The organism is Pseudonocardia aurantiaca (assembly GCF_039526725.1).
In the GTDB taxonomy this organism is placed as follows: domain Bacteria; phylum Actinomycetota; class Actinomycetes; order Mycobacteriales; family Pseudonocardiaceae; genus Pseudonocardia; species Pseudonocardia aurantiaca.
This window is the reverse complement of record NZ_BAAAJG010000027.1, coordinates 288516-301111: the sequence shown is the minus strand read 5'-3', so window position 1 is coordinate 301111 and position 12596 is coordinate 288516. Positions and strand designations below refer to the sequence as shown.

The window sequence follows — 12596 nt, the reverse complement described above, 5'->3', positions numbered from 1 at the left end:
AGGGGAGCCTCGCGGGAGGGGTACCGCGACGGGTTCGGCGGCGCGCGAGCAGGTCCCGGCGCCGGCCAGGAGCGCGCTACCCGGGAACCGGTCGGTCGAGCCGTCCCGGTGTGACGTCCCGGCGCAGGTGGCTGAGCAGGCGCGCCGACTGCCTGGCCGTGAGGTCGGGCAGGTACGCCCGAGCGATCGCCAGGCCGATGGAGGGCAGCGCGGCCGGGTCGGGGTAGCAGAGGTACAGCGGGTGGTACTCAGGCTGGAACTTGGCCTTGAACGCGAGCAGGGAGCCGAAGCCGAACACGGGTTTCAGCGCGCGGCCGGAGATGTCGAGCAGGCGCTGGATGACGGCCGGCTGCCCGCCGCGGTCCAGGCGGGCGAGTGGAGCTCCCGACAGGCTCAGGAACTGCGCGTCCTCGGCCTGGAACTGCTGCACGGCCGAGGCGATCAGGAACTCCATGACACCCCGGAGCCCGGTCTCGCGGCGGCGCATGAAGTCGAGCGTCCACCCGACCACGGCGCCGTCGCGGTACACCGGCAGCCAGCTCGTGACGCCGTGCACTGTGCGGTCGGCGTCCACGGCGAGCAGGCAGCGCACCTCGGGGTCGGCCATCTCGTCGACACCGCCGAGCGTGAAGCCCATCTCGGGGAGGCCCTTGTCGGCCACCCACTCCTCGCTGATCGCCCGTACCTGGTCGGTGATCGCGAGCGGCGCGCGGGCGTAGGTGATCCACTCCGCCGTGACACCCGCCTTGCCCGCCTTGTTCAGGGCGGTCCGGACGTCCTGCCACTTCTTGCCCGTGAAGGTCAGCTCCGGCAGCGACAGCACGGCCTCGTCGGCCACGTACACCGAGCTCCAGCCCAGCGCCTCGCACGCCTTCCGGGTGTCTTCCGTGACGCTGTAGAAGGCGGGGGTCCAGCCGTGCTCCCGGCAGTAGCGCGCGAACCCGGCCACGGTGTCGTCGGAGGGTGTGCCGATGGGGTCGGCCGTGGTGAGGGCCACCGAGCCGTTCACGCGGTACGCCACCGCCGACTCCCCGCGCGGGTCGAACCAGTAGGAGTTGCCCTCCCACGTGGTGAGCCAGCCGAGGTTGGACCCGCCTCGGTGGAGCAGCGCCCGCGCGCTGGCGGTGTCGTGGGCGTCCGGGTCGGCACGCGGGCGGAGGAAGGTCGCGAGCAGCCCGGCCGCCACCACGAGCCAGAACACCACACCGGTCCACTCGAACAGCAGCGTTGCGAGGAAGCCCACCGGGAGGAACTGCGGCTCGACCTCGCCGAGGTAGCCGGGCGGCAGGAAGCGCAGCGGCAGGTCGAGCAACAGCCCCACGGTGGTGGGCGGCCGGTCGAACTGATCGGCGACGAGCGCGCCGATGAGCACGTAGATCACGCTGACGGCCAGGAACACCGCACCGGCCATGTCGACGAGGCGCCGGTAGGTGCCGGCGGGCGCCCGCACCGCGAACCGGCCGCGCCCGATCCAGAGCAGCACCGCAACGGCGAACGGGAGCAACGGTGGCAGCACGAGCGCCATGAACCGCCGTGCACCCGGAGCGCCCTGGAAAACCATCAGCTGTTGTTCCGGCGTCGACACCACCAGCAGGGCCAGCAGCACGCCGAGCGCGGCGAGTACCAGGTTCAGCACGATCCCGACGACCAGTGCCGCTCGCCGCCCGCGCCGCAACCCCTCCGCGACGACGAGCAGCAGCAGTACCGGGATCATCGACGCCAGCGCCGGGCCGAGTCCCGACATGCGCAGCTGAGCCTGCATCTCCCGGCAGTCGACGGCGGCGGTCGTCGCGGCGCAGATCTGCTGGACGGTGGCCGCGTCCGGGAGCGGGGACATCACCACGAACTGGAGCACCGACAGCGGCCCGATCGGGGCGCGCGAGATCGCGGCGACGATCGGGCCCACGGCCGAGGCCGCGACGACCAGCGCGACGAGCACCCGCACCTCGGTACGGCTGGACGGCCCGGGCTGCCGGGCGGGCCTGCCGGGCAGCAGCGGTCCGGCCGCCAGCCCAACCAGCCCGGCGCACAGCATCATCACATCCGGCAGCTCGCCCGAGTACGCCACGAGCATCACCAGTGCCGCGAGCACGAGCAGCCGCAGCCGGCGCCGCCACAGCGCCGTCAGCGTGCTGCTGACGGCGAGGATCAGCCCGACCGCGCCGGGCGCGGCCCCCACGGCGACCTGGGCGGACAGGTCGATCGCCCAGCCGCCGCCGAACCTGGCCTGCGCCGCGATCAGCGCGACGGCGAGCAGCGTGCCGAGCACCTGCGTGCCGACCATGACCGCGGCGGTGCGGGCTGCCCCGATCCGGTGCTCGGCGAGCGCGCCGCCGAGCAGCACCACAGCGGTGGTCGTGACGGCGGCCCCGATGCTGCCCCACCACAGCATCGCCGAGAGCGGCGTCCACCAGCGACCCCCCGCCAGCGCGCCGACTCCGGTGCCGATGTGGTCCAGCAGGCGCGGGGCGGGCCCGGCGGGGAGGGTGCGCGTCGCGAGCCCGTACGCCCAGACCAGGACGACCATCGCGATGGTCAGCGGCGTCCGGCGGACCACCAGCACGAGCGAGCGAGCCACCCCCGCGAGGCGGCTCATCGTCTACCCACCCCGCCGGCTGCCGTCCCCCGACGTTCGGCCGGCGCTTCGCGCAGGCGCTGTGTCAACGTTCGCTCCTGAGACGTTCACGGCATCATCCCCAGGCGCGTCGCGAGCCAGGGTAGCGCCTCGTCGAGGCCAGGGCCCCAAACCTCGAAGCTGTGGCCGCCGGGCCGAAGGTGCAGCTGGACGTCCATACCTGCGGCCTGGCACGCGGCCAGTACCTGCCGCGCCTCCGGAAGGTACTGCTGGTCCTGCTGGCCTGCGACGAGGTACCCCGCACTGTTCGGGAACCGGTTGGTGGCCAGCACGTCGAGCGGGTTCACGGCCGCGAACTCGGCGCGGTCGCCTCCGAAAGTGGCCTGCATAGTGCGCGCGCGGTCGCCGAGCGTGGGCGCGGACTCACCCGAGATGTCCACGAACGTCGGATACAACTTGGGCTCGTTCACCGCCATCTGCAGCGCGCACGTACCACCGTTGGAGAAGCCGCCGATCGCCCATTCCGACGGGGACGGCTCCACCTGCAGGGTCTTCCGAATCCAGGCGGGAACGTCGACCGACAGATAGGTGGCGACCTTCCCGAGCCGGGAGTCCATGCACAGCGGGTTGGCGAGCGGCGAGCCGAGTTGGTCGACGATCACCACCACCGGCGCCAGCCCGTTGTGCGCGGCGGCGAAGGCGTCCATGCGAGCGGCGAGCTGGCCCCCGTCGAGCCAGTTGCGCGGATCTCCGGGCTGGCCGGCCATCAGCACGAGCACGGGCAGCTGCGCTCGTGGCCGGGAGAGGTAGGCGGGCGGCACATACAGCCACGCGGGACGGGCGGCGAACCCCGAGACGGGTGCCGGGATGTCGATCTGGGTGACCGCACCCGTGGCCGGCATCCCGGCCGGCGGGCGCCACACCGCCGACAGCGGCAGCCCGGAACGGGCCCCTATCACCTGCTCGCGCAGCGGGATCTGGGTGAACGGGATCTCGTCGACGGCCGGGAGCGCGAGCGCGGTACGCAGGGTCGGGTACTCGCGGTAGACGAGGTTCACGCCCTGGGCCGCGGCGGCGACCACCAGCACGACGGCGACCGCCCGCACGATCCGGACGTGCCAGCGGCGGCGCGACAACGCGGCCACGCCCAGCGCGATCCCCGCCAGCCCGCCGCCGATGGCGAGCAGCACCGTGAGCGGCACCGGGTCGGGGAACGGCCGCCACACGTTGTCGATCAGGAACGCGAGCAGCGCCGTCACCGCCGTGGCCCCGACGAGCACCGTGGGCACGACGAAGGTCCACCACCGCCGCGAGCGCCTGCCGAGCAGGTACAGCCCACCGACGACCCCTGCGGTCCCCACCGCCAAGGGCAGCGGACCGCTCAGGAGCGGGGCGTCGAGCAGACCGTTCACGACAGAGAGCCTGCCATCGGGAGTCGATCTGCCGGGTGGCCGAACGACCGGTCTGTACCGACTCGCGTGCTGTGTGCGATCGAGTTCGCCTCATCAGAGGAGTGGATATGTCCCGATCTTCCGGTTGAAGGACGGGTGGCCTGCCCGCCCTGCGGGCTGAGGCCGGCTCAGAGGTACTCGGCCCCGGCGTCGTCGTCCGGTGGCGGTCCGCCGAACGGGGTGAACCGGATCTCCACCCCCGAGGACGCCGCACTCAGCTCCGCGCCGGCCGGTTCGCGGCCCGCCTTGCCCTGAGTGGAGACCGTGACGATCCCGGCGGCGTTGATCGCGTCGAGCTGGGAGAGGAGGCGGGCCAGCTCGGCCGGTGCGTCCTCCGGTGGCTGCGAGGTCTGCACCAGGGTGCGGTGCAGCGCGTCGATCCCCCAGTCGCCGCGCTGCCCGCTGCCGACGGGCGTCGCGAGCACGACGTCGAGCAACCATCGCCCGGGCTTGCCCGTGAGGGCGGGAGTCTGGTGGGCGTCGATGCCGACCACCTGGTCCGCGCGCACGAGCCCGTCACCCTGGGTCTGCAGCCACGCGTTGCTCAGGCTCATCGCGCTCTCCCTCTGTCGACTGAATCTTCATGCTGCCACAAATCGATATGCACGACAGCTTGAACACCAACAAACTTGTAGCTACGATTGCAGCTATCTGGGAGTGGCCCAGGTCACCCCGAGGCCGCCCCGGCGCATCGCCCCCTGTTGTCGACCACGAAGGAACCCTCGCGATGCTCATGCGCACCGACCCGTTCCGCGAGCTCGACTAGGAGGTGATCGATCAGTACTCGGCCCGCCACAACTGAAGACCTGACGAGACATCCGAACGCGCCCCGCGGGCTCAGCCCGCGGGGCGCCTGCACACCCGGCGGGCGCCAGGAGGGTCCTGAACAACTCCGGCCGTAGCGAGCGGCGTCCAGGTGGTGGCAGCGCAAGGCGGAGGAGAGGCCCGATACCGCTGTTGTATCGGGCCCGACGACAACGCAGCGATGGCGCCGCCTGGACGCCGCGCAGTAGGCCCGAGTTGTTCAGGGCGCTCCTCTAGGGCGTCGCGCGGTCCTCCGACAGCTCGCGCTCCAGCTCCACGATCCGGGTGCGGGCGGCGTCGAGCTCGTCCTGCAGCTGGACGATGCGGGCGGCGGCCTCGAGCGTGAGGCCCTCGTCGAACAGCGCACGCATGCGCGCGGCAAGGGCGAGCTGACGCCGGGAGTACCGCCGGTGCCCGCCGCCGGACCGCTCCGGCTGCACGACGCCCGCGGCGTCGAGGCTGCGCAGGAAGGCGGGCTGCACCTCGAGCAGCTCGGCCGCCTGGCCCATCGCGACCGCCGGATAGTCCTCGTCGTCGAGCCGGCCCACACCCATCCGCACGCTCCAGAAAAACTCCTGTCCGAAGCGGACATCATATCAAGCGATGAGCGCAGAAACCCCGGCATCGGGTCAGGACGGCTCGAGATAGCCGCGCAGGGCCTTCTTCAGCTCGGCCGTGAGCGCCGCGCGCTCGGCCCCGCCCGCGGCGAGGATCGACGGCATCATCGCCCTGACGATCTGCAGGATCACGAACGCCGCCCGGTCGCGCTCCGCCGCGGAGAGATCGGGCAGCCGCAGGCCGACCATCGCGACGACGCGGGCGTTGAGCGCGTCCTGCAGGGGCTGCGTGGCCGCCGCGAGCTGCGGCGGCATGTCCGGTCCGCCGACGAGCGCCTTCGTGCCGGGATGGCGGACGTTGAACTCGACGAGCGGATCGAGGACGCGGTCGAGCATCTCGTCGATGGGGAGGGTCGCGATCGCGTTGTCGTCGAACGCGGGGGCGTAGGCGGCGCGCATCGCCTCGGCCAGCCGGGCCGACAGCGCCTCGGCGATGGCCTCCTTGTTGGCGAAGAACTGGTACAGCGAGCCGGGTGAGATGCCCGCCTTCGCGGCGATGCGGTTGGTGGAGGCGGCCTCGTAGCCGACCTCGGCGAACAGGTCGAGGGCGGCGTCGAGGATCTGGACGATCCGGCGCTCACCGCGCGCCTGCCTGCGCACCGGCCGGACCTGAGTCACCGGAGCCTCCTCGCTCGCGCTCGCCGTGGTTGTGTCGGACACCGTGTCCATAGTGGCACCGTGACCCAGACCCCCGCCGTCACACCATTTCACGTCCACGTGCCGCAGCCGGAGATCGACGACTTGCGCGAGCGCCTCCGCCGCACCCGGTGGCCGGAGCCCGCGACCGTCGACGACTGGTCGCAGGGCGTCCCGCTGGCCTACCTGCGCGAGCTGTGCACCTACTGGGCCGACGGCTACGACTGGCGCGCGGCCGAGGCCCGGCTCAACTCCTTTCCCCAGTTCCGCACCGAGATCGACGGGCTCGGCATCCACTTTCTGCACGTCCGGTCGCCCCATCCGGAGGCGCTCCCCCTGGTCGTCACGCACGGGTGGCCCGGCTCGGTCGTGGAGTACCTGAAGGTGATCGGCCCGCTCGTCGATCCGCCGAAGCACGGGGGTGCCGCGACCGACGCGTTCCACGTCGTGTGTCCATCGCTGCCCGGCTACGGGTGGAGCGACCGCCCCACCCGAGTGGGCTGGGGTGTGCAGCGCATCGCGCGGGCGTGGATCGAGCTGATGGCACGGCTGGGCTACGACCGCTACGGCGCGCAGGGCGGCGACTGGGGCACCAGCATCACCACGAGCATGGCCCAGCAGGCGCCCGACCGGCTCGTCGGCATCCACCTCAACCCGCCCATCGCCGCCCCGGACCCATCAACGTTCGGCGACCTCACCGCCACCGAGCAGGCCGCCCTCGACGCGCTGGAGAACTCGGCGCGATGGGAGTCGGGCTACTCCGGCCAGATGGGCACCCGCCCGCAGACCGTCGGCTACGGACTCGTCGACTCCCCCGCCCTGCTCTGCGCGTGGATCGTGGAGAAATTCCGGGCATGGACCGACTGCGACGGGCACCCGGAGAACGTCCTCACCCGCGACGAGATGCTCGACGACATCTCCGTCTACTGGTTCACCGGCACCGGGGCGTCCTCCGCGCGGCTGTACTGGGAGAGCATCGCCGAGGTCTCCGAGTGGTTCACCCGCAGCACCACCGACACCGTGACCGTCCCGACGGGCTGCTCGGTCTTCCCAAAAGAGGTTCCGCGCCCGTCTCGCCGGTGGGCGCAGCGGCGCTACACCGACATCCGCCACTGGAACGAGCCCGCGGCCGGCGGGCACTTCGCGGCGTTCGAGCAGCCGGCGCTCTTCGTCGAGGAGGTCCGCACGTTCTTCCGGCTGGTCCGGCCCGCCGGGCCGCTACTCCCCCCACAGTAGGGCGAGATCCCTCCCGGGAGGGACGACCGTGGAGGCACTTGCGCCGAGGCTTGTCCGCATGACGACGAGCACCCTCACCGCGCCGCCCGGCCTCGACGGACTCGCCCCCGGCCGCTGGGCGGTCGTGCCCGCCCGATCGCGGCTGGCGCTGGACGCGCGCGTCCTCGGCAGGGTGGGAGTGCAGGGCCGGTTCACCCAGATGGCCGGCCACCTCGACGTAGCGGCGGACCAGCTGGCGAGCCGCATCCGCATCGCCGTCTCGACGGCGTCGCTCACCAGCGGGAGCCGCCGCCTCGACGCGTTGCTGGACGCGTCCGGCCTGGTCGACCCGTCCGCCGGGCCTGCCATCCGGTACCGGTCGGCCGCCCTGCACCCGCCGGGCGCGACGGGCCGCTGGCGCGTCACCGGCACACTCAGCACCGCGCGCGGCGCCCGACCGCTCGCCCTGGAGCTGACGGCCCCACCCGCCGTGCGCGGCGGCCGGGTCCGCCTGCACGCGCGCGGGGTGGTCACCCGGACCGATATCGCCGAGCTGCTGGCTCGGCCGGGCGCCGCCGGCCTGATCGGCGCGACGGCGCAGCTGGATCTGCAGGTCGAGCTGGCTTCCGAGTAAACCCATAGCCTGCGGCCGAGCTGTGCACGCGGGCGCGCATCGAGCAGCCGACGATGGCGAGCACGCTGGCCCGCATGGAGCGCGACGGCCTGGTGGAGCGCGTGCCCGACCCGCACGACCGGCGCCGCTCCCTCGTCCACCTCACGCCCCGTGCCGCGCGCTCGAAGACGAGCTCGTCGCGGCCGCACAGGAGGGCAACACCGAGGCCACCACCGGCCTCACCCCCGCCGTCGTGGCGACGTTCCTCGCCACGACGGCCAAGGTGATCGCCAATCTGGAAGCCAGTCGGTAGGCGCACCCGTCAGGCTGGGTCGGCCGCCAGCAGCGTGTCCACCTCTGCCCGCGTCGGGCTTGTCGCCGGACCCGATCTCGACACCGCTATCGCCGCCGCCGCGTTCGCGCGCAGCGCCGCCGTCCTCAGGTCGGCTCCGCGCAGCCTCTCCGCCGCCAGCACGCCGCAGTGCGTGTCGCCCGCCCCTGTCGAGTCGACCACCTCGGCCGGGAACCCGGGCACCGCGTCGGTGCGGCCGTCGTGAGTGAGGAGGCAGCCGGCGGGGCCGTCGCGGACCACGACCGCCGCCCCGGGGACGAGCCGCCCCGCGAGCGCCGCGGATGCGGCGACCAGGTCGTCGATGCCGGTCATGTGGCGCGCCTCACGGGCGTTGCAGCTCAGGATCCGGGTGTGGGCGAGCAGCCGGTCCCAGGCCGGGGCCTGCGCGCCGAGCGGGCCGGGGTCGGCCAGCACGCACAGCCCGTCGTCCCGCTCCAGCCGGTCGAGCACCACCGCCGCCTTCGCCCCGGTGAGGAGGGTGTAGCCGCTCACGTAGACCAGGTCCGCCGCGGTGATCGGCACAGCGGCGAACGCGGTGGGGTCCACGGCGGGTTCGATGTCGGCGCTGGTCACGAACGTGCGCTCGCCGGAGTCGTCCACCAGCACCACGCAGATGCCGGTGTCGGCGGCCGAGGGCGGCAGCGCCACCGTGACGCCCTCGGCGGCCAGCGCGGCGCGCACGGTGTCGCCGAACCGCCCGCGCCCGTGCCCGCCCGCGTAGACGACGGCGGCCCCGGCCCGGGCGGCGGCCTGCATCACGTTGAACCCGCCGCCCGGCAGCGTGTCGGTGGCCGACGCGAGCACGTCACCGCCCTCCGGCGGCAGGTGCGGCACTCGCATCACGAGGTCGATGACAACCTGGCCGGTGTGCACCAACCGGCCGGTCACGGCGCGGTCCGGTGCCGGAGCGTGAGCAGCTCGTCGACGAGGGGCTCCAGGTCCAGCCGGTTCACCCGGCGCAGGGTGTCGAGCAGGTCTGCGGGGAGCCCCGCGATCCCGTGCCGTGCGCCGAGCACGGCGCCGCACATCGCCGCCACGGTGTCCGTGTCGCCGCCGATCCCCGCCGCCATCGTGAGTGCGGCGAGCGGGTCCGAGCCGCGTGCTTCGGCCAGCGCGAGCGCGGCGACCACGGACTCCTGCGCTGCCACCGACGTGCCCACGACGTCCGCGAGCGCGTCACCCAGGTCGGCGTCCGGCATGCCGCGCACCCAGCCGCGGGCCCAGCGCAAGCGCGCCGACACGTCCCCGCCCGCGCTCCAGCGCCCCCGACGGGCGCCGGCAGCGGCGGCGTGCTCGGCAGCGTCCAGCGCGTCGGACAGATCGGCGCCCGCGACACCCGCCGAGACCGCGGCGGCCACGGCGGCGGCCGCCGCGATGCCGATCGTCGTGCCGTGGGTGACGCGGCTGGCCTGCACCACCGCGTCGAGCAGCCGGCCGGTGTCGGCGACTGGGAACGCGATGCCGACCGGGGTCACCCGCATCGCCGCGCCGTTGGTCGTGCCGTCCCGGCCCGACTCGTCGGGTAACTCGCCCGCTCGCAGCCGCAGCAGCGCCCGTTTCGTCGACGGGCCGAGCAGGTCCGCGGAGCCGCGCCGCACCATGTCGGCCTCCCACCGCTCCAGCGCCTCGGCGAACGCCATCGCGTCCACCCGGCCGTCTCCCTCGACGAGCAGCCGGGCGAGCAGGAGCGCCTGCTCCGTGTCGTCGGTGATCGATCCCGCCGGCATCCCCGGCGCGATCGGCTGGTCGGGGGCCGCGTCGAGCAGCGTGGCCACCGGCCCGTAGCGCGCGGCGATCTGCTCCCGCGACATCGACTGTGTGGGCATTCCGAGCGCGTCGCCGAGCGCGAGCCCGGCCAGCGCTCCGTGGGCCCGGTCCCGCTCCGTTGACACCGGTGCGGTCATCGCCTGCCGAACGCCAGATGGAACCGGAAGCGCGCTGGGTCGAGCAGGCTCTCGACCCGCTCGACGAGCTCGCCGTCGGCGGTGAGCGTGGTGCGGGTGGCGTGCAGGAACATCTCGCCCGGACGGCGCTCCAGCAGCCGGGCCGCTGCGGCATCGAGCGGCAACACGCAGATCCACTGCTCCCCGCCCACCGGGTGCAGCCCGGCGGCCTGGAGCGTGGCGGTGAGCGATCCCCGGACAAGGCCCCGGCTGGGCAGGTCGGCGAGCAGACCGGTGCCGGGCACGGTCGCGGTCTCCAGCGAGACGGGACGCCCGGCGCCGCCGCGGCACAGCCGCCGTACGGTGACGAGCCGCCCGTAGCGCTTGGTCAGCTCCGGGCTGCCGCCGGCCTCGATGCCGAGCACCTCGACCCGGACGTCGGCACCGGCCGCGGCGAGCGCACGCGCCCACCCGCCCGTGCGGTCGAGCGGCACACCGTCGAACGTGACGAAGGAGTCGACGCCGGTCTCGGTGGCGATCAGGTTGCGCCGCTGCAGCTTCGACAGCGCCCCCCGGACGGTGCCGCGGCTGACCCGGTAGCGCTGGGCAAGCGTGTTCTCCCCTGGCAACCGCTCTCCGTGCACCAGCAGACCGGAGCAGATGCGTTCCGTCAGATCCGCGACCAGTCGGGAACGCTTGCCGAACCCCACATCCGCCGTCATGTGTCCAACGTGATCACGCCGGGCGGGGCGGCGTCCATAGCCGACAGCCGTGCGGGCGATCACGGCCACCCGGCGCCACTTCCCGTCAACACCGCAGGTCACGGGTTCTTTCAACGCTCCGCGCCGGATCCGTCACAAGGCGGGGAGCTGCTGCGCCCGCCCGACGAGCGGTGCAAGCGGGTCACCCACCTCACGCAACCGGTCGAAGACGGTACGGATGGTCCAGCGGTCCGGCCGCAGCTCCGGGTCGTCCAGCTCCTCCCACCGGATCGGCACCGACACCGGCGCGCCCGCCGCGGGCCGGGCGCTGAATGGCGAGATCAGGGTCTTGTTGATCGCGTTCTGCGTGTAGTCGAGCCGCGCGAGCCCGCCGCGCCGGTCCTTGTGCCACTCCCAGCTCACCAGGTCGGGCACGGTGCGCCCGATCGCACGCGACACCTTCTCCACCCACTCCCTGGTGTCGGCGAACGAGTACCCCGGCCCCACCGGCGCCCAGATCTGCACACCACGCTTCCCGGTGACCTTCGCCGCCGCGACCACACCCAGGTGCTCCAGCGCGCTCCGGTACAGCCGGGCGAGCACGAGCACCTCCTCGAACGAGGTCTGCTCGCCCGGGTCGACGTCGATCAGCGCCCACGTCGGCTCGTGCACGTTCGGCAGCCGCGACGTCCACGGGTTCAGCTCGATCGCACCGAAGTTGGCCATCCAGACCAGCGCGGGGACGCTGTCGACCACGGCGTAGCAGACGGTCTCGCCGGGATCTGCCTCCTCGTTGCGCCACCGCCTGAGCCACTCGGGCGCGTGGCTGGGCACCTCCTTGTGCCAGAACCCGGGCTTGTCGACGCCATGGGGGTAGCGGTGCATGTTGACGGGCCGGTCGTAGAGGTAGCGCAGCATGTAGGGCGCGATCTGCGCGTGGTAACGGACGAAGTCGCGCTTCGTCACCGGCGCCTCCCCCGGCCGGGCGGGGAAGAGCACCTTGTCGAGGTTGGTCAGGCGCAGCTCGCGGCCTTGCACCTCCCAGCGCCCACCGCTGCCGAGGGCGTTGAACGCGGCCAGCTCGTCGGGGGTGGGCGGGTCCCAGGCCGGGATTTCCCGGTCCAGCGCGACGGCCGCCTCCGCGGCGGGGACGTCACTGCGCCACATCGCCGCCGGGGCCGCCGCCACCTCGTCGTTCGTGCGGCCACTCTTCACCGACTCGGGATGCTCCTCGGGATCCCAGCCGGGCACGGCGTCGTCGTCGTTCTTGTGCAGGAGCAGCCACTGCTCCTTCCCCGACCGGTCTTCCCGGGTGCGGACCAGCACGAACCGGCCCTTGAGCTTCTCGCCGTGCAGGTCGAAGTGCAGCTCGCCGTCGGCGATCGCCTGGGCGGGATCGTCGGTGCCGGACGGCTCCCACGTGCCGCGGTCCCACACGACGACGTCACCGCCGCCGTACTCGCCGCGCGGGATCACTCCCTCGAAGTCCACGTACTCGACGGGGTGATCCTCGACGTGGACGGCGAGCCGGCGCGCCTTCGGGTCGAGTGTCGGGCCGCCCGGCACCGCCCAGCTCACGAGCACGCCGTCCAGCTCCAGCCGCAGGTCGTAGTGCAGGCGGCGGGCGCGGTGCCGCTGCACGACGAACCTCCCGGACGCCGCTCCCTGCTCGCCACCCGCCGGTTCCGGGGTCGCGTCGAAGTCGCGTTTGGCACGGTAGGTCGCGAGGCAGTCGCGCTGGTCGGTCAC

12 protein-coding genes are annotated in these 12596 nt (G+C 73.2%); 3 read left to right on the top strand and 9 right to left on the bottom strand.

The features are described from left to right. Positions 1-76: 76 nt before the first annotated feature. From ABD143_RS34375 to ABD143_RS34355, 5 genes are all read right to left on the bottom strand, one after another. Positions 77-2596 (bottom strand): bifunctional lysylphosphatidylglycerol flippase/synthetase MprF, encoded by a 2520-nt coding sequence (locus ABD143_RS34375; protein WP_343986656.1) that lies wholly within the window; start codon positions 2594-2596, stop codon positions 77-79. 86 nt (positions 2597-2682) lie between these two features. After that, positions 2683-3987, bottom strand: a complete 1305-nt coding sequence (locus ABD143_RS34370) for an alpha/beta hydrolase (protein WP_343986653.1) — start codon at positions 3985-3987, stop codon at positions 2683-2685. A 167-nt stretch (positions 3988-4154) separates the two neighbouring features. Continuing rightward, on the bottom strand, positions 4155-4580 hold the full coding sequence (locus ABD143_RS34365) for a hypothetical protein (RefSeq protein ID WP_343986650.1): 426 nt from the start codon (positions 4578-4580) through the stop codon (positions 4155-4157). A 483-nt stretch (positions 4581-5063) separates the two neighbouring features. Next, on the bottom strand, positions 5064-5384 hold the full coding sequence (locus ABD143_RS34360) for a helix-turn-helix domain-containing protein (protein WP_343986646.1): 321 nt from the start codon (positions 5382-5384) through the stop codon (positions 5064-5066). Between the two features lie 75 nt (positions 5385-5459). Beyond that, complete coding sequence (locus ABD143_RS34355; RefSeq protein WP_343986643.1) at positions 5460-6107, bottom strand: TetR/AcrR family transcriptional regulator; 648 nt, start codon at positions 6105-6107, stop codon at positions 5460-5462. An 18-nt stretch (positions 6108-6125) separates the two neighbouring features. Between ABD143_RS34355 and ABD143_RS34350 the strand changes: the two genes are divergently transcribed. From ABD143_RS34350 to ABD143_RS34340, 3 genes are read left to right on the top strand one after another with little or no spacing between them, the layout of a single operon-like run. After that, positions 6126-7319, top strand: a complete 1194-nt coding sequence (locus ABD143_RS34350) for an epoxide hydrolase family protein (protein WP_343986640.1) — start codon at positions 6126-6128, stop codon at positions 7317-7319. A 58-nt stretch (positions 7320-7377) separates the two neighbouring features. Next, positions 7378-7932, top strand: coding sequence for a YceI family protein (locus ABD143_RS34345; protein ID WP_343986637.1), 555 nt, complete (start codon positions 7378-7380; stop codon positions 7930-7932). A gap of 53 nt (positions 7933-7985) precedes the next feature. After that, a complete protein-coding gene (locus ABD143_RS34340; protein ID WP_343986635.1) occupies positions 7986-8198 on the top strand; it encodes a winged helix DNA-binding protein in 213 nt (70 codons plus the stop codon). Positions 8199-8233: 35 nt separating this feature from the next. Here ABD143_RS34340 and ABD143_RS34335 read toward each other — a convergent pair whose 3' ends face one another. From ABD143_RS34335 to ABD143_RS34320, 4 genes are all read right to left on the bottom strand, one after another. Then, positions 8234-9151: a PfkB family carbohydrate kinase gene (locus tag ABD143_RS34335; protein ID WP_343986632.1), complete on the bottom strand. Its 918-nt coding sequence runs from the start codon at positions 9149-9151 to the stop codon at positions 8234-8236. Next, complete coding sequence (locus ABD143_RS34330) at positions 9148-10155, bottom strand: ADP-ribosylglycohydrolase family protein (RefSeq protein WP_343986628.1); 1008 nt, start codon at positions 10153-10155, stop codon at positions 9148-9150. Before ABD143_RS34330 ends, ABD143_RS34335 begins: the two co-directional genes overlap by 4 nt. A gap of 8 nt (positions 10156-10163) precedes the next feature. Further along, positions 10164-10868 carry a GntR family transcriptional regulator gene (locus ABD143_RS34325; protein WP_343986626.1) on the bottom strand — a complete coding sequence of 235 codons (705 nt, stop codon included), beginning with the start codon at positions 10866-10868 and terminating at the stop codon, positions 10164-10166. Positions 10869-11000: 132 nt separating this feature from the next. Beyond that, complete coding sequence (locus ABD143_RS34320) at positions 11001-12596, bottom strand: non-homologous end-joining DNA ligase LigD (protein ID WP_379659904.1); 1596 nt, start codon at positions 12594-12596, stop codon at positions 11001-11003.

Coding starts and splice junctions, on each gene's coding strand:
- ABD143_RS34375 (WP_343986656.1), bottom strand. CDS start 2,596: ATGAGCCGCCTCGCGGGGGTGGCTCGCTCGCTCGTGCTGGTGGTCCGC.
- ABD143_RS34340 (WP_343986635.1), top strand. CDS start 7,986: ATGGCGAGCACGCTGGCCCGCATGGAGCGCGACGGCCTGGTGGAGCGC.
- ABD143_RS34325 (WP_343986626.1), bottom strand. CDS start 10,868: ATGACGGCGGATGTGGGGTTCGGCAAGCGTTCCCGACTGGTCGCGGAT.
- ABD143_RS34345 (WP_343986637.1), top strand. CDS start 7,378: ATGACGACGAGCACCCTCACCGCGCCGCCCGGCCTCGACGGACTCGCC.
- ABD143_RS34365 (WP_343986650.1), bottom strand. CDS start 4,580: ATGAGCCTGAGCAACGCGTGGCTGCAGACCCAGGGTGACGGGCTCGTG.
- ABD143_RS34360 (WP_343986646.1), bottom strand. CDS start 5,384: ATGGGTGTGGGCCGGCTCGACGACGAGGACTATCCGGCGGTCGCGATG.